The organism is Nostoc sp. FACHB-892, from assembly GCF_014698795.1.
GTDB lineage: Bacteria > Cyanobacteriota > Cyanobacteriia > Cyanobacteriales > Nostocaceae > Nostoc.
In genome coordinates, this window is record NZ_JACJTR010000001.1 from 86,313 (window position 1) to 111,204 (window position 24,892).

The 24,892-nt window shown below is 43.2% G+C and carries 22 protein-coding genes; 12 read left to right on the forward strand and 10 right to left on the reverse strand.

Going from position 1 to position 24,892, the window contains the following annotated elements:
* Positions 1-102: 102 nt before the first annotated feature.
* A complete protein-coding gene (gene hetF, locus H6G96_RS00350; RefSeq protein WP_190909403.1) occupies positions 103-2,625 on the reverse strand; it encodes a cell division protein HetF in 2,523 nt (840 codons plus the stop codon).
* Positions 2,626-3,977: 1,352 nt separating this feature from the next.
* On the reverse strand, positions 3,978-4,112 hold the full coding sequence (locus H6G96_RS42245; protein WP_277932886.1) for a hypothetical protein: 135 nt from the start codon (positions 4,110-4,112) through the stop codon (positions 3,978-3,980).
* A 268-nt stretch (positions 4,113-4,380) separates the two neighbouring features.
* Here H6G96_RS42245 and H6G96_RS00355 point away from each other — a divergent pair, with 268 nt between their 5' ends.
* Positions 4,381-4,704, forward strand: a complete 324-nt coding sequence (locus tag H6G96_RS00355; protein WP_190909931.1) for a thioredoxin family protein — start codon at positions 4,381-4,383, stop codon at positions 4,702-4,704.
* On the opposite strand, the gene H6G96_RS00360 is transcribed toward H6G96_RS00355, so the two are convergent.
* A complete protein-coding gene (locus H6G96_RS00360; protein WP_190909404.1) occupies positions 4,691-4,921 on the reverse strand; it encodes a hypothetical protein in 231 nt (76 codons plus the stop codon). The genes H6G96_RS00355 and H6G96_RS00360 overlap by 14 nt on opposite strands.
* 59 nt (positions 4,922-4,980) lie before the next feature.
* Positions 4,981-6,831: a S8 family peptidase gene (locus H6G96_RS00365; protein ID WP_190909405.1), complete on the reverse strand. Its 1,851-nt coding sequence runs from the start codon at positions 6,829-6,831 to the stop codon at positions 4,981-4,983.
* A gap of 113 nt (positions 6,832-6,944) precedes the next feature.
* Between H6G96_RS00365 and H6G96_RS00370 the strand changes: the two genes are divergently transcribed.
* Entirely contained in the window at positions 6,945-7,379 is a 435-nt protein-coding gene (locus H6G96_RS00370; RefSeq protein WP_190909406.1) for a hypothetical protein, read from the forward strand.
* A gap of 350 nt (positions 7,380-7,729) precedes the next feature.
* Here H6G96_RS00370 and H6G96_RS00375 read toward each other — a convergent pair whose 3' ends face one another.
* Entirely contained in the window at positions 7,730-10,573 is a 2,844-nt protein-coding gene (locus tag H6G96_RS00375; RefSeq protein WP_190909407.1) for a choice-of-anchor D domain-containing protein, read from the reverse strand.
* Between the two features lie 1,001 nt (positions 10,574-11,574).
* Between H6G96_RS00375 and thiD the strand changes: the two genes are divergently transcribed.
* From thiD to H6G96_RS00390, 3 genes are all read left to right on the forward strand, one after another.
* A complete protein-coding gene (gene thiD, locus H6G96_RS00380) occupies positions 11,575-12,396 on the forward strand; it encodes a bifunctional hydroxymethylpyrimidine kinase/phosphomethylpyrimidine kinase (RefSeq protein ID WP_190909408.1) in 822 nt (273 codons plus the stop codon).
* Between the two features lie 217 nt (positions 12,397-12,613).
* Positions 12,614-13,222 carry a hypothetical protein gene (locus tag H6G96_RS00385; RefSeq protein ID WP_190909409.1) on the forward strand — a complete coding sequence of 203 codons (609 nt, stop codon included), beginning with the start codon at positions 12,614-12,616 and terminating at the stop codon, positions 13,220-13,222.
* A gap of 358 nt (positions 13,223-13,580) precedes the next feature.
* Positions 13,581-13,919, forward strand: coding sequence for a P-II family nitrogen regulator (locus tag H6G96_RS00390; protein WP_012410794.1), 339 nt, complete (start codon positions 13,581-13,583; stop codon positions 13,917-13,919).
* Positions 13,920-14,021: 102 nt separating this feature from the next.
* On the opposite strand, the gene rdgB is transcribed toward H6G96_RS00390, so the two are convergent.
* Both rdgB and H6G96_RS00400 read right to left on the reverse strand, forming a co-directional pair.
* Entirely contained in the window at positions 14,022-14,597 is a 576-nt protein-coding gene (gene rdgB, locus H6G96_RS00395; protein WP_190909410.1) for an RdgB/HAM1 family non-canonical purine NTP pyrophosphatase, read from the reverse strand.
* Between the two features lie 87 nt (positions 14,598-14,684).
* Positions 14,685-16,121 carry a phosphoglucomutase/phosphomannomutase family protein gene (locus H6G96_RS00400; RefSeq protein WP_190909411.1) on the reverse strand — a complete coding sequence of 479 codons (1,437 nt, stop codon included), beginning with the start codon at positions 16,119-16,121 and terminating at the stop codon, positions 14,685-14,687.
* A gap of 318 nt (positions 16,122-16,439) precedes the next feature.
* Here H6G96_RS00400 and H6G96_RS00405 point away from each other — a divergent pair, with 318 nt between their 5' ends.
* From H6G96_RS00405 to H6G96_RS00420, 4 genes are all read left to right on the forward strand, one after another.
* Positions 16,440-17,165 carry a pyridoxine 5'-phosphate synthase gene (locus H6G96_RS00405; RefSeq protein ID WP_190909412.1) on the forward strand — a complete coding sequence of 242 codons (726 nt, stop codon included), beginning with the start codon at positions 16,440-16,442 and terminating at the stop codon, positions 17,163-17,165.
* A 170-nt stretch (positions 17,166-17,335) separates the two neighbouring features.
* On the forward strand, positions 17,336-18,055 hold the full coding sequence (locus tag H6G96_RS00410) for a SnoaL-like polyketide cyclase (RefSeq protein ID WP_190909413.1): 720 nt from the start codon (positions 17,336-17,338) through the stop codon (positions 18,053-18,055).
* 65 nt (positions 18,056-18,120) lie between these two features.
* Complete coding sequence (locus tag H6G96_RS00415; RefSeq protein WP_190727778.1) at positions 18,121-18,450, forward strand: MgPME-cyclase complex family protein; 330 nt, start codon at positions 18,121-18,123, stop codon at positions 18,448-18,450.
* A 301-nt stretch (positions 18,451-18,751) separates the two neighbouring features.
* Positions 18,752-19,423, forward strand: a complete 672-nt coding sequence (locus H6G96_RS00420; RefSeq protein ID WP_199339331.1) for a hypothetical protein — start codon at positions 18,752-18,754, stop codon at positions 19,421-19,423.
* 57 nt (positions 19,424-19,480) lie between these two features.
* Here H6G96_RS00420 and H6G96_RS00425 read toward each other — a convergent pair whose 3' ends face one another.
* From H6G96_RS00425 to folD, 3 genes are all read right to left on the reverse strand, one after another.
* Positions 19,481-19,936: a divergent PAP2 family protein gene (locus H6G96_RS00425; RefSeq protein WP_190727622.1), complete on the reverse strand. Its 456-nt coding sequence runs from the start codon at positions 19,934-19,936 to the stop codon at positions 19,481-19,483.
* Positions 19,937-20,206: 270 nt separating this feature from the next.
* Positions 20,207-21,139, reverse strand: coding sequence for a geranylgeranyl diphosphate synthase CrtE (crtE, locus tag H6G96_RS00430; RefSeq protein WP_190909415.1), 933 nt, complete (start codon positions 21,137-21,139; stop codon positions 20,207-20,209).
* 180 nt (positions 21,140-21,319) lie between these two features.
* Positions 21,320-22,207 (reverse strand): bifunctional methylenetetrahydrofolate dehydrogenase/methenyltetrahydrofolate cyclohydrolase FolD, encoded by an 888-nt coding sequence (gene folD, locus H6G96_RS00435; protein WP_190909416.1) that lies wholly within the window; start codon positions 22,205-22,207, stop codon positions 21,320-21,322.
* 379 nt (positions 22,208-22,586) lie between these two features.
* On the opposite strand from folD, the gene H6G96_RS00440 reads away from it, so the two are divergent.
* From H6G96_RS00440 to H6G96_RS00450, 3 genes are all read left to right on the forward strand, one after another.
* Positions 22,587-23,060, forward strand: a complete 474-nt coding sequence (locus tag H6G96_RS00440; protein WP_347242159.1) for a hypothetical protein — start codon at positions 22,587-22,589, stop codon at positions 23,058-23,060.
* Positions 23,057-23,494 (forward strand): NUDIX hydrolase, encoded by a 438-nt coding sequence (locus H6G96_RS00445; RefSeq protein WP_190909417.1) that lies wholly within the window; start codon positions 23,057-23,059, stop codon positions 23,492-23,494. The genes H6G96_RS00440 and H6G96_RS00445 overlap by 4 nt, the downstream gene beginning before the upstream one ends.
* A gap of 242 nt (positions 23,495-23,736) precedes the next feature.
* Positions 23,737-24,843, forward strand: a complete 1,107-nt coding sequence (locus H6G96_RS00450; RefSeq protein WP_190909418.1) for an AI-2E family transporter — start codon at positions 23,737-23,739, stop codon at positions 24,841-24,843.
* The last annotated feature ends 49 nt before the right edge of the window (positions 24,844-24,892 follow it).

The following is a 24,892-nucleotide window of genomic DNA, read 5'->3' on the forward strand; positions in this document are numbered from 1 at the left end:
CGCGGACTAATGAAAAATTGAGGGTTTAAAACCCACGGAGGTGGGTTTTGTCTGTGTAGACGCGGTTTCTAACCGCCCTTTTTACTTGCAACGAATTACGAATTACTGTTCTTCACCTTTCTCCTGAAGGAGCGATCGCCAATCTGCGATCGCCTTCTCCGTCCACAGCCAATTTTTACCTAATTCATCTACCTGGAAACTGACTGGATCAGCCTTGAGAACCATTTGCCGCAGCTTGATCGCTTCATTCAGATATTGTGTCTGCTTACCGCTAGATTGAGTAAGTGCAGATTTATACAGTCCGAGAGCTAAACCAGCATAAGAAGTTAACGCATCTTTAGGGACTGCCATATTTGTAGATGTTGCGGCGCTAAAGTCTGAGTTTTGCGCTTTGAGAGCTAAATTCAAAGCCTTGAACCAAGAATCATTGGCTCGATTCAGATTGCCTTCAGTGTAGTAGGCAAATCCCAAAGCGTTATTATACAAAAGCGATTCTGGGTTAGCTTTTGCAGCAGTTTCCCAGTAGCGGCGAGCATCATCAACGCTATAGTTATTGTTTCTAGCTTGGATAGACTGCCACGCCAATCGTCCCTTGTAAAAGTTCACAGATGGATTGTCAGCTTGTTTACTTGGAATCAGTTTAAGAGCAGCTTCAGCCGCAGTCAGTGCGCCACGATTGAGTAGTTCGTCTACAGCTAATAACCCACCTTGCAAGTCGCCCTGACTCAACTTTTCCGTAGCTGTGGCGGTGACAATTCCAGTTGGTGTTATTTCTAAGTCGATATTTGGCTGCTTTTGAATGGGTACAGACTGGGTAGGAATTCCTGGTATATCGGGCAGAGTTACCTGCTGGGAGCGATTTTGCCACCACCAATTTAAAGCGATCGCAGCTGCTAATGCACTAACACCTACAATACTCACAATTGGCCACAGTTTGCGGCGACGGGTACGAGTTCCAGATGAGGCTGGTTGCGATGCCTGCGGCGGGCTACGCCTACGCAAAAAATCAGCAGAATTTTGCCGATTTCCTTCCAAGTTCCCAGCAGTTTGAGGTGGTGGTGCTGGGGGTTCTCCCCACAAATCTCCTCCCTCTTGCAAAGAAGTTATTTCCTCCGAAGCCTGTCTTTGCTCAAGACTATTTTCGGAAATTTCTTGATCCAGTTCAATTGGAGCTTTTTGGTTATCTAGTTGACGAAACAAATCCGAAACTATAGCAGAATCTTCTGCATAGCTTGGGTCATCATACTCAATTTCATCAACAAGATCGCCCCAAGTATCTTCACCTAGCCAATCCAACCCAGAATCACGTGCCAAACCAGAAGGGATCATTTCTTCCATCCCTAAAGGTATATCGGGATCATCTGCCATAGCAGAGTACATCACCGAAGCTGCCCCTAAAGGCGAATTATATTGCTTGGACGACTCCGCACTTTCGGATAACTCAGTTTCCTGGCTGAGAAAACCGTCAAATTCTGGCTGGAGATACAGAATTGGTAATGCCCAATACATCTGGTGAGAACCATAGGCAGAAATTAATCCTTGGCGCACCCGACTCACGCACAAATCTACTGGATATCCCTGACTCAAGTTGCGGTAAAACAATTGTGTGAGCGTCAATGCTACTTCATCAGGAATCCGTTCTGACATCGCCAAAACGCTTCTAATTCCGCGCTTCACCAGACTTTCTGCCAAGTTTCGCTCGCCAGTATCTCCAGAGGGATCGGATGCAGCTGTGTACGCCCCCAAGCAGGAGTTAAACACTGCCATTTGGATATTATTGTTGACGAGCAAACCAGCCAGATCATCCCCGGTCAAGATTTCTGTTAAGCCAGTTCTGCGACTAGCAAGATAAATTTCTCCGCCATTGGAACCTAAGTTACTATGACCAGAATAGTGGAGAACGTGGTATCTGCCTTGTTCTAGGGCTTGTGTCAGTTCTTCTCGCCCTGGTTGATCTAACACAGTAAGTTCTATTTGCGGGAAACGATTGCTACCTTCAGTAAGCCGTGGTATTCGGTGAAGTTCTGCTTGCAGTTTGATAGCTTCCTGTTTCTGTAAGTCAAGGCGGACTTGATCTGAGGGGGAAGCAATTACCATCAATACTTTCACACCACCTTGTTCTAGTAGTGTGGGCATATTTTGCCGCAAAGGGGAAGCCCCCAAAATTCCACTTTGGAAGCGAGAAAAAGCGACATAAGGCCCAGTGGCCAGAGGGCGATCGCCTGCGTGCATCACTTCCCAAGGCAGACGAGCTAACCTAGTGTCTTTTAGCCCCAAGCGCAAGCGTAGTACTTGTTGATGGTTCTGGGCAATACCTTGGGCAGTAATCCAACTATCTCTGAGAGTACCTTGAAATAGAGCGTTATAAAATTGTTGACCTAACGCCACCAAATTAACAGAGTTTCTGGCGATATCGCTTTCATGCCCACCAGAGGCGAATGGATCTCCTTGCAACACCGACTTCAACGGATCATTCATCAAATGCCCAGCAGCCATCAACCAATCAGCTACAGGCCAAGTCACTAATTCTTCTGCCAAAGGTACCCCAGGCGCGACTTGTTCCGTCCGCACCAAGTAGTCATTTTGCCCTACAGGAGTTACCGAAATGTGGAATTCCTGGGTCACAGTTTCTCCTGTTTGCCTCCTAAATCTGGTTTGAAACGCGAAAGTTTCAAGTCGATTTTTCGCTCCCTTTGATAGCTTAGATGCATCCCACCCCTGAATGTTTCTGATTCTAGTTCTTTTGCTTATTCTGCCTTTACAACTTTATCCGGATCGGATTACTTGGGACTAGAACACTTAATTGGTAGATGCACCTTGATCTTCAACTCCCCTAGCTGGCTAACACCCACTAGGGGTTTTTTTTATTTTGGCAAACAACAGCAACTTATGACGCAGATATTCTCTACCAGAAAATAGTGCTTAACCCTAGAATACTTGATTAGTAGATGATATGTCCCTTGATTTTTAACTCCCCTAATTCAGAGAATATCCACTCTTGTTTTTTTGACACAAGAAAATAATCAATTTTCTCAGGAATTTATCCGGAGCATGATGGTTAAATCTAGAACAATTAATTGGTAGATGCACCCTGATAACTAGCTCCCCTGGTTGGCTAACGCCCACTGGGGGGTTTTTTATGAAGGAAGTCAGCACAAAACCTACCCATTAAAAGCTTGAAACCTATATCTAAATAAGCCTACGCCAGTTGCTTCTCCTGTTCAAAGGCACTCTTGTTAGCAAGCTTTAAGAGTCGGGTAGCCTTTTCAGTAGTTCTATACCGTACGCATTGCTACAGCTACGCTAAGAGTTAGCTTTTTCAAGAGTTTGGGGGATCTCTTGTGTGTAAGCCCTAAAGCAACAATCATGCTTGACTTTTGACTTTTGACTTCCCCGTAGGGGCTGACACACCCATGATTTAAGGCAGCGCACCAGTAATTTAATTGGCAATCCTGTCCTGATAACTAACCCCTCTGAGGTTTTTCTGTGATAAACAAACACTAACAAATTCAATCTCTGTTAATTTATCCGGTAGCTACCCATTTATTTTAGAAGAGATTATTGGTAGATGCACCCTGATAACTCACTCCCCTAGTTGGCTAAAACCCACTGGGGGTTTTTTATATGCGATCGCCATCAACCCTGATTCTGATGATTTTCTCCGGAAGATACTGGCTGCCCCTAGAAAAAATAACTGGTAGATGCACCCTGATAACTCACTCCCCTAGTTAGGTTAACACCAACTGGGGTTTTTTTATTTTAAAAAATAACTAACCTTTGTTCAAATTTGTCCGGAGTATGGTGTTTAACCCAAGAACATTTAATTGGTAGATGCACCCTGATAACTAACTCCCCTGGTTGGCTAACACTCACTGGGGGTTTTTTTTGTCTACTAGACACATAGGGACTTGTCTTTATACATTGCCCACCCTAGAATTTGCTACCCACATAACTGGAGTGCAGCATTATTGCTGTTGCTACTGCTGGTAGACCTTGAGTATCTGTCTATCGCCAGGATACAGGATAACTTGATCACGCCATCCCTGAATCGCTTTCTTTTTATTATGAGCTAGAGATGCCACACCAAAATGATTGCTATGATATTTAATCATATTCTTAATTTTTTTTCTACATTTTAATTATCTTGCCAGCAATCATGCTCTCAAGTTCATATCAGAAGCTCACTCGCCAACTAGATAGTATTTCTCGTTAAGAGCCTCAGCCTCCCAAAAAATCGCCTTCCCTGTTTCTAGCAGGGAAGGAGAAAAACCTACTGGATCAGGTTTTCAAACTTCAGTTGACATGAATGACCAACTGTATGGTAATATTTCATGGCATTATGCTAAAAAACTTTGCCTAGAATCAAAGAGTCGTCAACCCATGAGTTTAGCTGTAATTAAGTTCTCTTCAGAAGAGTGCGGCATTTGCCACAAAATGTCTTTTTATGACAAAAAGGTGGCAGAAGAACTGGGTTTAGAATTTATCGATGTAAAAATGCAGGATACGGCTGCTTACCGCAAGTATCGCAAGATTTTATTAACTCAATATCCCGATAAATCAGAAATGGGATGGCCTACTTACATCATCTGCAATTCTCCAGAGGGGGAATTTCAGATTGTGGGTGAGGTAAAAGGAGGTCATCCCAAAGGGGAGTTCAGAAGCCGTCTTCAAGAGGTTCTGAATCCCACTGCTAATGAGAACTAATTACGTCAAAAGATTTAACCTCTAGGACAGGGCCAATCATGGCAGTAGTCATGATATCTTCACGCACCTGCCCTTTAACTTTTGCTTTTTGTCCGGCTTTGAGCAAGTCTTTGTCAGCCCCTCTGAGGATTTCGTAAGTAACGCCGTCTTCTGTAACTAACGCCCATGCGCCTGTACCAATATCGCGGTGTTCGATTTTACCTGTAAGTGTAATCATAGTGGGGGAGTAGGGAGTAGGGAGTAGGGAGTAGGGAGTTATAAAGAATTCTTCCCCATTTATGCTATTTTTTCTTCGTTCTTCAATGCTAAACGAGCAAGTCCATAACAAACTAGGGCATTGGCGATGAGGAAGAGGCGTGCTATGTTATCACTTCCCAAACCCCAAACTGCTGGGTCGTAAAACGCACTTACTGTCAAGCACGCTGCTACACCTAAGGTTGAACCAATGGCAAACCATTTCCAACTAGGATGTCCCAGGAGCAATGCCATTAACACAATGGGAATCAGTACGCTAGCAAACAGGGGATTCAACGCATCGGTTCCCTGGAGGGTATTGCCGAGTTCGGGAATTGAACTACCCAAAACCCGGAAAGGCCATTGGGGAAGATCAAAAATATAGATTCCTTTGAGGAAGAATAACCCAGAACTGCCAGCGATTAACCCACTAGATAAAGACCAACTCCAAGTGAAGGGGAAGTAAACTCTTAAAAACCAAGCCAGCAGATAGGAACCAACTACCATTAAAACTTTGGGTAACAATGCTACTGCACCACCATCGATCCAAAAGCCGGGGTTAAGATAGCCGTTATCCCGTAACCATCGAAAGAAATCTGGGAAACTGATTTGTCCGCCAAAGGCTAGTTTTACTGCTGCTTCTGCATTGAGTTGCCCAGCGCCATAATAGTTCAAACCATCATCCTGGATAACTCGCGCGGACTGCTTGAGGACTTTTAAAATTTCATCTGGTTCTTTAACACCAGCAGCCTTGATTAATGCCGCAACCCCAGCAACGTGGGGAGCAGCCATGCTTGTACCCTGGAAACCCAGAAATACACCTTCGCCTTTTTCGTCGATAGTTTCTTGGAGAATCTTACCAGCTTCACTACCACCAGGAGCAGAAATATCTACTCCAGCACCAAAGTTAGAATAGGGCGCTCTTTCACCATCTGGGCCAGTTGCCGAAACGCCGATGACGTAGGGATAGCGGGCTGGATAGCTTGCCCCATTGGCGTTTTCATTTCCTGCTGCGGCAATGATAACTACGCCTTTTCTATGGGCATACTCGATCGCTTCTTTCATCAACTTGCTTTCACCGCCACCGCCTAAGCTCATATTAATTACATCTGCGCCTTTATCAGCAGCAAATTTAATCGCTTCGGCAATATCAGCAACAGTACCGCCACCGTATGAACTCAGTACCTTCAGCGGCATCAGACTGGCTTCGTAAGCAATTCCAGCGACCCCATATTTATTATTTGTGGCTTGGGCAATAGTTCCGGCAACGTGGGTACCGTGCCCGTTATCGTCTGTGGCTTCTTCTCGGTCGTTAACAAAATCATAGCCTTTGACGAATTTTGTCTCATACAAGTCCCGCACCTTAGTAATACCAGTGTCAATTACTGCAACTGTGATGCCACTGCCTTTGGTTTGACTCCATGCGCCTTCAATACCGATTTTGTGCAAGTTCCACTGCTTGCTGTAATATTGGTCATTAGGGCCAATTAATGAGGGGCTTGCTTCTTCATCTTCTTGGGGTCGCAAAAATTCTCCTAACCAAGCGACTTCACCAGGTTGTGGAATCTTGCTGTAGATATAGTTTGGTTCAATAAATTCTGTAGCTTGGGCAAACTGAGATTTTTTCAGTTCTTGGAGCCGTTGACGATCGCCCTTGATAATATACACATTATCTTTTTTAGAAAACTTGTTGTCTAATTGGGGTGTAACGTTATATTGTTTGGCGATCGCTTGTAAATTCTGTTCCACCACTGATGATGGAATATCTTCCCGAAAATCAAGCAAAATCGTCTCAAACTCTCCTTTCGCTGCCAATCCCTGGAAATTCAGGAAACCAAATATGGCAGATCCCAGCCCAATGACAAACAAGCACAATAATATAAGCTTTCTCATATTAACTCATCACCGCTTCTTGCCAGTTTGCTCACTACCATAACTTATCTCCATCCTTTAGTGGTGGATTTGGCACTTTTAGTTACAAGTTTCACTCAGGACTTTTTTAAACGATGGAACGTGGTCTTTTGTGGTTGCCCCTATTAGTAATGTTTTTCTGGTTGGCTTGGCAAGGCTCGAAGGAGTATCAAAAAGTTGAAGCCTATCGCGCTTGGGCAGAGCAATTTGAACGGGCTAAGTACGATATTTATGCTGTATTAGGTCAAAAAGGCAACAATCTAACTTGGGGAAAACCAACGCCTAAAGGGCCTGTTAAACTAGAAACATTTTCTTTACTTGATGTCAGAGAAATATATCTTTTAGTAGATGACAAAAAAGTAGAGTTAGAAAATCTACCGGAGAAAGGCCGTTCTATAGAGTTGGAATTTTTATTTTCCGAATCTACTGGTTCAGTGCGAGTTCCGTTTACAGAAATACCTTTGGCAGCAGAATGGGGAAAGTTTTTGCAGGGAGCGTTAGAAAGTGTGCGATCGCAAGGGAATCAGTAGTTGTATCAAAAATTTAAGTAATCTTCATTTGAGAATACTGATAAGTCAAAGATGTAATCCGCACATTAGCTGTACTATGGTCGAACCAGTTAAAGGCAGTTAAAGTATTAATAACAGCATCGGATGGCGGAGTTAAGCAACAGTAACGGTAAAGTACATTTTTTGGTGTTGCAAAATATTCTCGTTTGTTGTGCCTTTACCAGACTAATGGCAGGTTTTGAACACAAGCCTTAACAAAAATAAGGTGTAGGAAACCGCACCAAAGAATTTAGTTGCTCAATACTAAATGTTCTTTGTTTAGTTATTTCCCTACACCTGCTCTGCAGAAACTTGATTTTCAAAAGACACAACTAAATAGTGATAAAAGAGGAAGGTTGAGCCGAAAGTGTACTTGCAGTGATATTATCCAACTTCGCCAATACCTGATTGTCAGAACTATCCATAATGAAGGCTTGAGTTCCTTGTTGCTGTATCAACAATTGACCAAACAGCAGACCACCTGACAAAGCAAGCTTGTCCGTACCCATTTGAAAATCAGTAATAGTGTCTGTGCCCTGACCAGAAGCCAATACAAAGGTGTCAGCGTTATAACCCCCTGTAAGTACATCTGTACCACTGCCCCCATAAAGCCAGTCATCGCCTGCGCCCCCTAGTAGTTGGTCATCGCCGATACCACCAAATAACGTATCGTTAGCGTTATCACCCGAAAGTCTGTCATTGCCGCTATCGCCATACAGCCGATCATTACCATCATTGCCCCAGAGAGTATCGTTTGCGTCGCCTCCGAAGAGTTGGTCATTTCCTACATTACCTACAATGTTGTCGTTACCGCCAAACCCATAAATCTTGTTGGCTGGGGCATGGCCTTTTAAGTACTCAGAATTGTCAGTACCATTGAGAAGATAAGTTTCAGTAGCAAGAGGGGCTTGAACTGTGCCTTTGATGGCAAAGTTAAAGGGGCTTTCGTCACTATCGTTGTTGGTCAAACTGAAACTGCCACCGTATGTTCCAGGTGTAGGTATATTTGTATTGAGTGCCACTGTTATATTCGTTGAACCCTTGGCAGCCAAGCTATACGGACGAGTTCCTACCAAACTAAAGCCGTTGGGAAGTGTAAGATTACCTAGGTTGAGCGTAGCTGTACCGATGTTTTTGATGGTGAAAGTTTTGGTAGCGGTGCTGCCGAAAGTGACGTTGCCAAAGTCAATGGGAGTAGTGCTGCCATCTGCAATATCAACTGTACCGTTGAGAACTTGAATTTCGGGGGCAGGAGCAGGCTGAACTGTGCCTTTGATGGCAAAGTCAAAGGGGCTTTCATCAGTATCGTTGTTGATCAAATTGAAACTGCCACCGTATGTCCCAGGTCTTTTCGTATCGAGTGCCACAATTAGAGACGCCCAAACGTTGACAGGCAAGGTATCTGGAAGAGTTCCTACTAAACTAAAGCCGTCGGGGAGTTCAAGATTACTCAGGTTGAGCGGAGCTGTACCTTTGTTCTTGACGATAAAAGTTCTCATCACGGTGCTGCCAAAAGCGGCATCGCCAAAGTCAAAGGGGGTAGTAGTGCCATCTACAATGTCGCCAACTGTAGCATTGAAAACTTCAATTTCGGGAGCATTAACTTTACCACTAATAACAAAGTCAAAGGGGCTTTCGTTACTATCGTTGTTGGTTAAACTGAAGTTGCCACTGTAGGTTGCGGCAGTGGTCGTATTTAGTGCCACCGTTATATTCGCCGAAGTCTTGGCAGCCAAAGTAGCTGGAAGAGTTCCTACCAAACTAAAGCCGTCGGGGAGTTTGAGATTAGTCAGGTTGAGTGCAGCTATACCTGTGTTCTTAATAGTAAAAGTTTTGGTCAGGGTGCTACCAGCAACAGCAACGCCAAAGTTAATGGGGGTAGTGCTGTTATCTGCAATGTCAACTGTGCCATCAAGAATTTGAATTTCGGGGCTAGGAGTTTTACTGGTTGGGGCTTCGTATGCGCCAATATCAATCAATACACTGCCGTCGCCATCGCCATCTAAAGGAATGTTCTTAGTGATGCTATTGAAAGCATTGGAACCACCATCGATTGCAGGACTTCCAGCTCTGAGCCTAAAGTCACCATTCGCTGGATTAACAAACAACGGGTCTTTGTTTAATACATTTCCGGATCCTGCACCTTTAAGATCTCCGTTGTAAGCAAGGTTGTTGTCAAATGAATAATTACTAGAATTAGCAATAGAACTGGCAGACTCTCCAGACTTTGCATACATAATATTGTTAACAACCCGAACATTTTTAGCGCTGTTAAGGAAAATTTCTCCGACTGGGAGTTCTTGTGAATTTTGGTAAGTTGTATTATTTACAATATCTACAGGGTTTTCTCCTTTGAAAATCTGAATCCCTGCACCACCATTGTTGTAAACTACGTTATTACTGATTAAGGCTTTGCCCTGGTATGCAACATTTGCAACAGAAGCAGTGTCAAGCATTATTCCATGACCCTCTGTTACTTTTCCTGCTTGAATCCAAGGAACTAATTGTTTATTATCAAAAGAGGTGTTACCTTCAATAACTACTTTGTAATCTGTTACGTTTGTATCGGAATTCCAAAGGTGAAGCATTGTAATCCCTTGGGTTCCATAAGGTGAGTACCAAGCATTTCCAGAAACGATATTGTTTTTTACTGTAATGTAGTCTACTTCTTCTGTTCCAATCCCATTTCCTGGAAACTTAGAAACGTTGTTATTTTTAATTGTGATGTGATGTGAACGTTGCTTTTGAGCGCCATTGATATATGTAACGTTAATACCATTTCCAGATGTTGCTGGGTTACTCAAATTATCTTTTTGCTCGAGCGCATATTCTAATGTAATTTCATCTCGCGCTCCCACCAGCGTCAGCCCTTCAATGACTACATAAGAAGAGCCTGTAATTGAGATGGCATTCCAATTGTTTGTGTGTGCTTCTAAAACAGGTTTGTGTCCAGGATAAGCAGTAAATGTGATCGGTGCATTAGCGCTACCATGCTTATTTGAAAGGCTCAGGATATTAGGGTAAATATTTGTGTAAGTACCATTCATGACATAAACGGTATCACCTGCTTGCACCAAGTCTGCGGCTTTTTGGAGGGTGCGAAATGCGGCTCCCTCGTTCAATCCATCACTTTTATCATTGCCTGTTCCAGAAACGTAGTATGTTTTGCCAGCCATTGTTTTACTCCGAATGTGTGTAAGGTGAATTAGTAGTATGCTCTCAGCAATAAACTAAGTTGCTAAGTAGTTATTTGAATGGGTCATTATCTGGACTTTTCAGGACAGTCGCAGTTGTGCAATCGCGATTTAAAATTGCGTCGTTTCTAGAAACTTTGTTGTAAAATTGAAAACTTTGTTTGTATCAACTGTTAATGGTTAAACCAGGAATGTCTATATCGTCAATCGTCAGGATTTTATTGAGGATGATCGGACGAGTTGCACATAGACAAGGCAGCGCAAAACCGGAGACACTTCCTGTTTTCTCTGCGTTTGTTGTTAGACATTATCTGATTACCAAAACTGGAGTTGAATACTTGGAAATTAATTTGTAGCAACCGTGATTGCTGCTCTTTGCAAACCCGTTTTACTATCTGTTATATTTCGATACGATGATCATAAATTGGCATAGTAATTGCTCTGAACTTTGTCCGTTGTCTTAGGTCAGGAGGTTGCCAAATCGGCGTGGTAAAATGCACCCCTCGCTGATAGCTGGGGACTTAAAGTTACAGTGGTTAAAGTTGGATTGGTTGAAACTTTAGTAGGTTTACCCTTTAAATTAAGGGAGCTAATGTAACAACTTAGTCGAACCTGTTGTAATCGGTGTAACTGGGCTTTGTGAACTGAATTAAAAGTAACCTTTACAATGAGCGCTTGATATCAGTAAATGCCCTGAAGTTAGTTATTTTTTTTACAAAAAAAATCGAAAAAGATATGGAAGTATGGTGCTGGAATCCTGTTAATTTCTAGAGTGATATGGCAACGAGAGCGCTTTGTGCAAGGATTTGATGAACTTTCTCTAAACATTTTTTGTCAGCAATGCCTTCTTTACCAGAGGCTATGCCTACGTCAAGCGTGCCTTCAGGAGACAGAAAGTAGAAGGGAAGGGGGTGTTAGCCTAGTTAATCAATACTTTGAGATAGTTTGGTTTGATTGCGTTAACTTACTTAATCTTTATAATTATGAACACTGAAATAAACTCCAGAATACCTGTTGCTTTAACCATTGCCGGTTCCGATAGCGGTGGCGGTGCAGGAATTCAAGCTGATTTACGTACCTTTGCTTTTCACTGTGTCCACGGTACTAGTGCTATAACCTGTATCACGGCACAAAACACTTTAGGAGTGATGAGGGTTGATGCCATGTCAACAGAGGCTGTTGTGGCGCAAATTCAGGCAGTAGTTGAGGATATTGGCATACAAGCTGCCAAAACGGGAATGTTACTTAATCAGGAAATTATCTTTGCTGTTGCCCAGCAGATAGAAGCTTTACAAATCGATAATCTAGTAGTTGATCCAGTAATGGTGTCACGTACAGGGGCACAATTGATTGATGATGATGCTGTGAAGACTCTATGCCATGCTCTTATTCCCAAGGCGGTTATAATCACGCCAAATCGCTACGAAGCCCAAATTTTGAGCGGTTTACAAATTAATTCCTTAGAGGATATGCAAGCCGCTGCTGAAATTATTCACAAGACTTTACGGACGAAGGCTGTTTTAGTCAAGGGCGGAGGTATGCAGGGAGATTTGCGTGGCGTTGATATCTGGTTTGATGGGGACAAGTTGGAAGTTTTGACTTGCCAGCAAGTAGAGACAAAAAATACCCACGGTACTGGTTGCACACTATCGGCTGCGATCGCTGCTAATCTGGCTAAGGGAAAAGACTTGTGGCAGTCAGTGCAACAGGCAAAAGAGTATGTGACTACTGCACTCACTTACGCCCTAGATATTGGCGAGGGGCAAGGCCCTGTAGGACACTTCTTCCCATTGTTACGAAATTAACCTTGTGGTCAGTTATCAAGAGGATTGGAGCAGGGGCACGGGAGCAGAGGAAAATATTTAATAATCAATGCTCAATGCCCAATTCCCAATGCCCCAATAAGAAATCTTTGCCCTTTCGGCATTTTTCTATTATTCTTGGGCATAGTTTCAGGGCTGGCTATCTCTGTTAGCATCTCTGTACGACTTACTTACCTTGATTTTTAATACCAAGCCCCCGATGCGAACAACCATAGGTTCTGTTCACAGGAATTCGCCAACACCGACTACTCAAGCCTACCCTCCCTCTGTACCACTGCCTGTATACAGGGAATTGTCAACAGAGTTGCAAGCAGCACAGGCGAAGCTACATGCACTTACCACTAAAAATCAACAATTAGCACAAGAAAATGAACTGCTACGCCAAGAAATTATTAAAGTCGTTGAGTCTTTTTCTCATTTGCAAAAGTTTGTGGATTCCCAGACTACGCCTAGTTATCACCAAATCCCCCAAGCTTCTAGTGACGTTAAAAATGCGCCTAAACAGCAAGTAACACAAGCACGTCCACGCCAACAGGTTTCTCGTTCGCATCCACCCGTTAACCCCAAAACGCCACCCGAAAAAAGCCGCCGCCAAGACTTCCCTACACCAGTAATGGAAATGAATTTCCCGATACCAGAACCAGTTTTTATAGAAGAGCAACAAGTAAGTTATTATTCCGCTACTGAGCCAGATGCTAAGGGACTCAATGGCTGGTGGTTAATTATCACCATATTGTTAATCATGCTTACTGCCTTTAGTGCTGGATATTTCGTTGTGCGTCCCTTGTTTGAACATCAGAAACGTTAGTTGATACTCCCACATTTAGCAACACCAAGCTTTTGGGCTATCAAGCAATTCTTCTGCAATCAGTCTCTAAAATATCTCAGCATATCTGCTACATGGCGGAATTTATTTATTTTTAGGTTATAAAAGCTACATAAAATGCTAAATTAACAGCAACTTCTTTATGTTAGAGCCTTAAAGATTATCCAATTAATAAATCCTTGCCGATTTTCATGTTCCAAATTCTCAGGTAGAGCATCTACACTTTAAAAAAGTGGTAATTATTACATATGTTTTAGGAAAAGCACTGCTAGTTACAGCTTCCGACAGCGAATCTGGTTAGATATATAAACGAAGCTAGTAGAAATCAGGAGTCAAAAAGATGAAAAAAGTAGAAGCTATTATCCGTCCATTTAAGCTAGATGAGGTAAAAATTGCCTTGGTTAACGCTGGTATTGTCGGCATGACTGTTTCTGAAGTTCGGGGATTCGGACGGCAGAAAGGTCAAACGGAACGGTATCGCGGTTCTGAGTATACCGTTGAGTTTCTGCAAAAACTCAAAGTGGAAATCGTCGTTGATGACAATCAGGTTGATATGGTAGTAGACAAAATTATTGCTGCTGCCCGCACTGGTGAAATCGGCGATGGTAAAATTTTCATCTCGCCTGTTGAGCAAGTGATTCGGATTCGCACTGGCGAAAAGAACACAGAAGCAGTTTAAAAAAGTTATGAGTTAAGAGTTATGAGTTAAGAGTTATGATTTGTGAGTCAAGACTAAATGAGTGAAGATTTAGCAAAATTCATAAATCCAAACTCCCAATTCCTAACTCTTAATTTTCTCTAGCTGCGGAAGTAAAGCTGTAAAAGCCTTGCCTCGATGGCTAATTGACCCTTTCAACTCTCGTGTCATCTCAGCAAAGGTCAATTGCAACTCTTGCACATAAAAAATTGGATCGTAGCCAAAACCACCGTCACCACGTGGTGCGTGGAGAATTTCGCCGAGACAAACACCTTCAGATTGTAATGCGATCGCACCATCAGGACGAGCGATCGCTACTGCACAAACAAATTGAGCTTGCCGATTTACCTCGTTGTCTAATTCTCTCAATAGCCTAGCAATGCGTTCTGAGTCGGTTTTGGCGTAACGTGCAGAATAAACTCCGGGTGCGCCATTTAGGGCATCTACTTGCAAGCCGGAATCATCAGCAATTGCCCAGTTTCCTGTAGCTTTAGCAATTTGTGACGCTTTTAGACAAGCATTGGCAGCAAAGGTTTCGCCTGTCTCTTCAATTTCTAATTCTTCAGGTTTGAGGGTTAATTCCCAACCTGAACTTTCCAGATAAGCTTGCATTTCCCGTAACTTACCTGGATTTCCTGTAGCTACTACAAGTAATGTCATGAATTACAAATTATTAGTTAGGAGTTAGGAGTGATAAGTTATGAGTTAATTAATTCCTAACTCCTAACTCTCAACTCCTCACTAATTTTACTCTGCCCAGTGTTTCGCCCAAGCAAGAGTTTGATGCACTTGCTCAATTGTCGGGGCTTCGCAGTAGAGGCGTAAAACTGGCTCAGTACCGCTAAACCGAATCATTAACCAGCTTTTATCAGCTAGGCGATACTTGTACCCGTCAATTGTTTGGCAATCGGTCACTGCTAAACCAGCAATTTCTGTTAAGGGTTGAGTTTGTAGCTGTTGCAAAAGACGCGATCGCACTTCCATACTTGCTAAGGGCAAATCAATGCGATCATATGCTGAGATAAACCCTGTTTGTTTCTGCAAATAGCGATAATACTCACCTAAATCCAAACCAGATTCTACAATCGCCTCTATAACGTACAATGCTGACAGCAGTGCATCGCGTTCGGGAATATGGCTGCCATAGCCAATTCCTCCCGATTCTTCGCCGCCCAGCAACACTTTTGCTGCTAACATTCTGTCAGCGATGTATTTATAACCAACTGCTGTCTCAAATACTGGCAGGTTATGTAATGCTGCCACAAGGGGCATTAAGTCGGAACCGCTAACAGTTTTGACTATTTCACCACTAAAGCCCCGGCGCAGGGTTAAGTGGTCGATTAATATCGGGATTAATACTTGGGAACTTAGGAAGTTTGCTTCTCCGTCCACTGCTGCAATGCGATCGCAGTCTCCATCAAATACCAACCCCACGGTTAAACCTGATTTATCGGTTTCTCGATGAGTTTTGATGACTTCAAATAACTTTGAAAGGTATTTAGGTAAGGGTTCCGGCGCACCACCACCAAACAGGGGGTCGCGTTCTGAGTTGATTTCTCTGACCTGATTGCCTAGTAGTTTCGCCAATCCGCCAGCCGCCGCGCCATGCATAACATCGGCAAATAATGTCAGTTGGCCAGAGGCGATCGCTTCTCGAAGTTTGGCAATATCAACTTTACCTTCTAGTGCTTCTGTATAACTGGGCCAAGGATCAAATTTTTCTTGCTTCCCTGGAGTAGCTGCTAATGGTACTCCAACCGACAATTGCGCTTCTATCTCTTTTGTGACTTCTGGCGGTACCGATCCACCAAAACAACCCTTGACTTTTAACCCCAAATATGTTCCAGGATTATGGCTAGCTGTAATTACCAGCGCCCCTAAAGCATTGAGTTGTTTTGCTGCCCAACTATAAGCTGGGGTTGGGGCATAGCTTTCGCTCAGTAGCACATCAAATCCGGCAGCAGAAACAGTATCAGCAACAGCACGAGCAAAGTCTTCGGCCATGAATCGGCGATCGTAACCGACAATTATTGTCCGGCTACCCACCGTAGTAAAATATGTATCATACAATACTTTTGCGGCAACTGGTGCGACCAGGGCTAGGCGTTCAAAGGTGAACTCATCACCAATAATGCCCCGCCAGCCGTCTGTACCAAACTTGATTGAGTTAGCTACAACTGGCATCTAAGTATCCTAACTGTCTACCTGAGGATTTTAGCATTTATACAGTGTATAAAGTAAAAAAAGAATCTAGTAATCGTATGCACTAATAATGTTCAACGCAAAAGTCAGCAAATTGTGTAATGACCATCCCTTTCTCTAATCCGAATGGTGCAATGTGCCGAAATTCTGCCATTGATGCAGACATTGTTCCAAGTCGTGGTTAAATCTTATTAAAACTCCGTTAGACCCCTTAATCTTTTCTTGACTACTTCGCTACGCAAGACCAGCATTTCCGGTAAAATCAAATTCTGAGGACTGTGGATTTGGGGGAAATTTGGGGTGCCTACACTTGGCGTTAACATTGACCACATCGCCACCATTCGGCAAGCACGGCGGACAGTGGAACCAGACCCCGTGGCGGCGGCGGTGCTGGCAGAATTAGGCGGCGCAGATGGAATTACGGTGCATCTGCGGGAAGATCGGCGGCATATTCAAGACAGGGATGTGCTACTGTTACGGGAAACAGTCCGATCGCATCTTAATTTAGAAATGGCCGCTACAGATGAAATGGTAGCGATCGCTCTCGATATCAAACCAGATTACGTGACTTTAGTACCCGAAAAACGCGAAGAAGTCACAACAGAAGGCGGATTAGATATTATCGGGCAAATTGCTAGAATAGGTGAGATAGTCGATAAATTGCAAAGTGCTAGCATTCCAGTTAGTTTATTTATCGATGCAGAACCATCACAAATTGAAGCATCTGTCAAGGTGCAGGCGCAGTTTATTGAATTGCACACTGGGCAATATGCAGAGGCTAAAGATGAAACAAATCGCCAGCGAGAATTAGCAGTGTTATCCAAAGGGTGTGAACAAGCGATTCAAGCTGGATTGCGAGTCAACGCTGGTCATGGACTCACCTACTGGAACGTCTATCCGGTGGCTGCGCTTCCGGGTATGGAAGAACTGAATATTGGTCATACCATCATCAGCCGGGCAGCATTAGTAGGTATAGAACGGGCAGTCCGCGAGATGAAACAAGCTATAAGAGGGAGTAGGGAGTAGGAAATGGGGAATGGGGCATTGGGAATTGGGAATTGGGAATTTAGTTATTTTTTCTTGCTCCCCCTGCCTCTCCTACTCCCTACTCCCCACTCCCCACTCCCATGTTTTAAAAGAGGGGTTGTCTACTGCGAAATCTAGAAATCGAGAGCAAACCTTCAGCAAAAACTTCTATGAGCGCAACACAGTCTAACAACCTGCCGCTTTGGGTACAGGATCGAGATAAGGTGATAGCAGAAAGTGCTGATGTCGAGTGGCGGTATCAGACACCACCTGATTATTCGCGTTCAAAAGAGAATCTGGCTCAAGAAAGTACTTATAATCACCTTGAAGGTACACTGGAAGCGATCGTGCAAAACTTGGTGCGAACCTTTGAGATGGAGGTATCCTTCAAAGCTAACCCGCAACAGTGGTTATCTATTGTTAATGACAAGTTTCGTGTAAGTACCAATGGCGGAGTAGAGTACACCGCAGCAGATTTATCAGCCCAAGGTACTTACAATTTATTTATGGCTGATTCAGAACATTACAAGGCTTCAGAAGAAAGCTTTGAATCATCCGCAAAAGTCTTCCACACAACATTTCCCCAAGGATTTCCTTGGGAAGTCCTGGAAGTTTTCTCAGGGCCACCAAATGTCACATTCAAATGGCGGCATTGGGGACATTTTAACGGAGAATACAAAGGCCATGCACCTACTGGAGAGACAATAGAAATTATCGGCATGAGCATTGCAAAAGTTACCGATGACTTGAAGGTTATTTCCTTGGAACACTACTTTGACAATAATCTGTTCTTGGAAAAACTAACATCTGGTGGCAAACAAACAAAAGCTGAAAAGCAGGGAAGTGCTTGTCCATTCAGTTCTTGGTTCAAGAAATCCCACAAAAGTTAGTTCGTAGGGGTACAGAGTGTAGTACTGTGCCCTTACATTATTCATATAGCAACCAAAGGATGAAAATGCAAACATATTATTACGTTTTGGCTAGTCAAAAGTTTCTTCTCGAAGAAGAACCGACACACGAAGTTCTCAAAGAGCGCACCCGTCACTACCACGAACAAGAAAAACAAATAGATTTTTGGTTGGTTCCGCAACCAGCTTTCTTAGAAACACCACAGTTTACAGAACTGAAGGCGAAGTGTCCCCAACCAGCAGTAGCAATTATTTCTACTAATCCCCAATTTATTACTTGGTTAAAACTGCGTTTAGAGTACGTTATCACTGGAGACTTCCAGGCTCCTTCTGAGACAATTCCAGATGCTTTAGCATCGCTTGCTAGCGTATCTTAGAAATTGGGCATTGAAAAGAAGCAGAGGGGCAGGGAGCAGGGAGCAGAGGGGAAAACTTCTTCTTTGCTCTGCTTTGCCTATGCTCAGTGACCACCTGCTCCCTTGCTTCCTCCTAACTCTCAAATTTTATTTGGTAAGAACAAAATATATTTTTTTACACTCCTTTCATCCCCATACTGAAGTAACTAGGTTTTCAGCTTTTTTCTTATAAAATCTTTTAAGACACCTTGATTTACATAATCTAACTTTTGTGCATAGATTTCAGACTTTACCAAGTGTTTTAGGATTAGCGATATCTACGATGAGCTTCGCTTACGCAGGGTTGATTAGTGGCACGAGTTCTGTCTTGGCCCAACAAACCATTCCTCCTTGTCAACCACCAAATGCGGGTGAGTATCTTTTATTAGTAGTCAGTCCCACAGCAGATAATCAAAAGCAGTTGCGTAGTGCCTTACCACCGGAACTTAAGACCATTACCTGCAAATATCTCAACGAAACTGTAACCCGGATAGGGGGCTTTAACAGAATTGATGATGCCAATCGATGGGCAAGGTATGTCAGCAATATTGTTGGCTTATCTGCTATCATCACTACTCGACCAACAACGGCAGATGTGCAGCCAAAGCCACAACCACAGCTACAAGCACGGCCACAGCTACAGCCACAGCTACAACCACAACCACAGCTACAGCCACCTCAGCAGACAGTTTATAATCCTCAAGCATTAGGAGAAGGTTATGCAGTGTTGGTAGATTATTACAACCGTCCGGAACTAGTAAATAGTGTGCAGCAAGTAGTGGGAGGTAATGTAGGTTTTGTTTCTTATGGACAACGCCCTTACTTGTTAGCAGTTTATACCACTAACCAAACTGAAGCATACAACACCTTACAGAAGCTGAACAATGGCGGTTTTGTTGCCAGCATAGTAGATAGTCGTAAGGTGATTCTGCTGCGCTCAACTGTGCGCTTATAGTCGTTAGTCATTAGTCATTAGTCATTAGTTAATAAACTGTGGACTGTAGACTATTGACTAATAAGCAGCCCTAGCTAACCAATAGATGGTTATACCCAAAGCTGACCCAGCTATTACCTGAACTGGTGTATGTCCGAGTAATTCCTTCAAACGGTCTTGGCTAAAGTCTGGTTTTTCATGAAATAATTCATCAATCATTTGATTGAGGATACGAGCTTGCTTTCCTGCCGCTTGGCGAACTCCGGCTGCATCATACATGACGATGATGGCAAAAACTATAGCAACGGCAAAATCAGGAGATGCCCAACCAAGTGTTTGCCCTACACCAGCAGCAAGAGCTGTAACTAAAGCTGAATGGGCACTGGGCATACCTCCAGTTGTCACCAAAACACGCACATTCAGTTTGCGATGTTTGATAATCTCGACTACGAGCTTTAGTGCTTGAGCAATTAAACAAGCTACCAGAGCAATTAGCAGCACCCGGTTGTCTAAAATGTTGCCTATGTCCTGCATGGTATTTTGGTTAGGTTAGTAAATATTAGCAGCAGTTGTTGGTTGAGGAAACATTTAGATTCAACCCAAAATCCAAAATTAACTTAGTACATTACGGCGGAAACAGACCAATTACTCAAAATAACCTAAAAGCTTACTTGATAAGCTTTTTGAATGAGTAAATTTTGAATCCCGCTGGGCGGTAGTAATACAGCATGGTGTAAATAAACCACCCATCCAAAATCAATAAAACGCTTGCGGTATAATAATTACAACTTCCGCAAGGCGGTACTAGTTATTGCGGCTGATAATAAAATGAGCGATCGCTTGGAGTGGCTTGGCTCTTTCTCCAAATGGTTCTAATTCCGCACAAGCTGCTTTAACTAGCTCTTGGGCTTTTGAGCGAGATTCTTCAAGTCCCCAAAGGCTAGGATAGGTCACTTTCTGCGCTTTTTGGTCTTTACCCGCAGTTTTGCCTAATTCCTCTTGAGTAGCAGTGATATCCAAAATATCATCTATGATTTGGAATGCTAGCCCAATATTTTGAGCATAACGGCTCAGTCGCTGCACATCTTCAGGTGATGCTCCAGCGATGATCCCGCCACAAACTACGCAAGCTTCCAAAAGAGCGGCTGTTTTGTGTTTATGAATGAAATTTAGCGTTTCTAAGGAAATATCTGATTTACCTTCTGACTCTAAATCGACAACTTGACCGCCGACTAAACCACCTGCCCCTAGCGCCCGACCAAGACGGACAACTACCTGCAAGACTAGCTCTCTCTTAACATTTTGGGGGGTTTGAAGGGCAACAAACTCAAAAGCCAGAGCTAACAAGCCATCTCCAGCCAAAATCGCTACATCTTCGCCATAGATTTTATGATTTGTCAGCTTCCCGCGACGGTAATCGTCATTATCCATCGCTGGCAGGTCATCATGAATCAATGACATTGTATGGATCATCTCCACAGCACAAGCTGTTGGCATGGCCATTTCGATAGTTCCACCCATCATTTCGCAGGTAGCAAGGCAAAGAATGGGACGTACACGCTTGCCTCCAGCTAATAACGAGTAGCGCATCGCCTCATAAATCTTTTCTGGATAAATGATGGGGATAGCCTGATCCAAAGCAGTATCACAAAGCTTTTGCCGTTCTTTTAGATAAGCTGCTAAGTTAAACGTGACTTCCTCTGGTGGTGTCTTTTGAACGTTATTAGTTGCTACCATTCTTTAATTCCTGACATTTTAGGATTTTTGTCTTATACGTCACAATTTTAAGGTGCTGTGGCGCTGAAAAAATGAAGAATTAGGAGTTTGGAATTAAGAGTTAGGAGTTAGCAATTAGGAGTTAGCAATTAGGATTAATAACTCTTAACTTTCAACTCATCACTCCTCACTCCTCACTTCTCACTCTTTTTCTTTTCTTGCTGCCCTGGAATAGCTGGCAAATGTATTTTGCAATAATATGGCGACAGTCATAGGACCAACACCACCAGGAACGGGGGTGATAAATCCTGCTACAGCAGATGTTGATTCAAAGTCGACATCACCGATTAAGCGACTTTTGCCACTAGCATCGATGACGCGGTTCATTCCCACATCTACCACAACAGCGCCCGGTTTTACCATCTCAGCAGCGATCAGTCCGGGACGGCCTACTGCTGCAATTAAAATATCAGCATTTTGGGTAATGGTTTTGAGGTCATGCGATCGCGAGTGAGCGATCGTGACTGTGGCATCAGCTTCTAGTAGCATCAGTGCCATTGGCTTGCCCACCAAAATACTGCGTCCCACCACTACTGCCTGTTTCCCCTGCAAAGGAATTTCATATTCTTCTAAAAGCCGCATCACACCAGCAGGGGTGCAGCTGCGTAAACCCGCTTCTCCCCGTACTAGTCGTCCCAAGTTAACTGGGTGCAGTCCATCAGCATCTTTATCGGGATCAATTTGATGTAACAGAGCCACAGCATCCAAGTGGTTAGGTAAGGGCAGCTGCACAAGGATTCCATCTACCCGTTCATCGTGGTTTAGTGCAGCTATGATCTCTTCTAACTCCTCAAAGGTCGTTTGGGCAGGAAAATGCTTACCAAAAGAGGCAATGCCAACTTTAGCGCAAGCTTTTTCTTTATTACGGACATAAGCAGCTGAGGCTGGATTATCGCCAACCATCAGCACTGCTAAACCAGGAGGTCGTCCAATTTTTGGTTGTAATTGTGTAATAGCAACAGAAAGTTCTTGCTGAATTTTTGCAGCTAAAGCCTTACCATCAAGGAGTTTGGCAGTTTTTGTTTCCATGAAAATTACCAGCTATATTCGCCTTTTGTCAAAATACTTGCAACAAGTCTTTCTCCTTGTCCTTTTCCCCCTGCCTCTTCGTTGATGTCGTAGCGTTTTTTTACAGTAAATCCATAATCTTTATTTTCTCAGATCAATGGCGTTATCTGAAGAATAAAGAATTAAGGATAAAAAACTCCACCCACAAGGGGATGGAGTTCTTGGGCGTGGGAAAGAGTCACCAATGCCCTATGCCCCAAGTCGGCGGGCGGCTATCCCTCTCCACGCCACTTGCGGGATAGAGTTTCCCGCCGACTTCCATAAAATTCAGAACATTTTTTGCTCAGTGGAGAGTGTGTTTCTGAAACCGCAGAGAATAGTATAGATGGGAACAGACCTGATGAAACTGGCGACAAAGCAAGCAGTGAAGCAAAAATTTGCTCAATCGGTGGCTTTCATGCAACAAACAAGAAATTTATCCCTTTCGTTCTTGTACGGACACAGTATTATTCCTTACCGCCTGGGGTTAGTTTTTTTATTGGTGGTGGGACTTTGTAGTTGTGGAAGTTTAACCTCGTCTGGCTTGAATGGGACTAATTTTAGAATTGGTACTAATGTCACCCCAATTCGAGAAATTAAACCAGAACAAGACAATCAAGCTACAGTTTATATCCAAGGTAAGGTGGAAAAGAAAGCTCCTTTGATGAAACAGTGGGCTTATGAAATTAGTGACTCGACTGGCAAAATTTGGGTTGTCACCAATCAAAATAATCTGACCGAGGGGGCACAAGTGGTGATTAAAGGTAAAGTTCGTTACCGAAGTATCCCCTTAGCTGGTAAAGAATTGGGGGAAGTTTATCTAGAAGAAGAATGAACAATCAACCGATACATGTAGCGATCGCAATTCTCTATCAAAAAGACAAGTTTCTCATGCAACTGCGGGACAACATCCCCGGTATTCTCTACCCTGGCTACTGGGCGCTATTTGGCGGTCATGTCGAACCTGGTGAAACGCCGGATGTCGCAGTGAAGCGAGAAATTTTAGAAGAAATCGGCTACAATTTACCATCTTTTGTGGAATTTGGTTGTTATCCCGACGAAAGAGTAGTCCGTCATGTCTTTCATGCACCACTGTCGGTGGAATTAGATCAACTGGTTTTGAATGAAGGCTGGGATATGAGATTGTTGACCCCAGAAGAGATTCATCAAGGTAACTGTTATTCGCAAAACGCTGGCGAGGTGCGACCTTTGGGGAATATGCATCAAAAAATTATATTGGATTTTATCGAGACAAACCAACAAACCTAGTACCGCAGGGCGGAAGTCAGCCCCTTGAGGGAAGTCAAAAATCAAAAGTCAAAAGTCAAAAGTATTATGGAATAAGCTCTTTAGGGAGTTTAAATGTTACCCCATTTACGTCGTGGGCGTACTAATTTATCCTTGCTTGCGTATATTGCAATTGCAGCATGATCTCCTAGATAATAATATGCTTTTTCATAAATCAAAATCGAAGCCAAAATAAAGTAAGAACTCTTGTGGAGTCATCACTAATGCAATCAGCAAATAAATTACCGCGATGGTTAACTGTAGGATTAGCATTTCCTATTGCCATTCTCAACGGCTGGCTATTACTCCAGGTTATACAGTATTTTCAACCCTTGGTCAGCATTATCGCTGCCGCGATTTTACTAGCTTTTGTATTGAACTATCCAATCCAGTTTCTCCAAGAACAAGGGGTAAAACGCAACGTGGCGATTGGAGGAGTGTTGCTTTTGACTCTCGTAGTTTTAGTAGGTTTAGGTATTACCTTGGTTCCCTTGATTATTCAACAGCTTGTTGAGCTAGCTAATATATTGCCCAGTTGGATCGATTCTGGTACTCAACAGTTGCAAACTTTTCAAGATTGGGCATTAAGTCAACAAGAACTTCCGATTAATTTAAGTGGTTTATTTACCCAAGTTCTTGAGCGATTATCTAACCAGCTTCAGTCCTTCACTGGTAGAATTCTTGGTTTTGCTGTCGATACCATTGGTATTGTGCTGAACGTGCTACTGGCGGTAGTGTTAACTATCTACCTAATATTGAATGGCGAACGTCTTTGGGACGGAGTTTTTCAGTGGTTTCCCCCTAACATTGGGTCAAGAATGCGGGAATTACTGCGAGAGGATTTCCACAATTACTTCATCGGTCAAGCAACATTGGGAGCTGTGTTAGGGGTGACAATTACACTGGCGTTTTTGGCGTTGCAAGTTCCCTTAGCTCTACTCTTTGGTATCGGTATTGGCTTATTTTCTCTCTTCCCCTTTGGTACAGGAGTAGGTATCGCTATAGTAAGTTTGTTGGTGGCGTTGCAAAACTTTTGGTTAGGAGTTGAAGTTTTAGGTGTAGCTGTTGCGATCGACCAAGTTAATTCTAATTTTATAGCGCCTAGACTTCTTGGCAATTTGACTGGGTTAAATCCCGTTTGGGTGGTAATTTCTTTGCTGTTGGGGGCAAAGTTAGGAGGAGTTCTCGGTTTGTTAATTGCGATCCCTATTGCCAGTTTTATCAAGGATATAACAGATAGTTGGCGGGCTGGAGAATTTAACAAGATAGATGATATCGTGTCAGAACCTATAAAGATCATCAAAAGTGAGACAGCAGGAACTTATAGTTAAAAATCGTATAAGTGGAAAACTGAAAGGCTTCTACCATGAGTTCTCTACC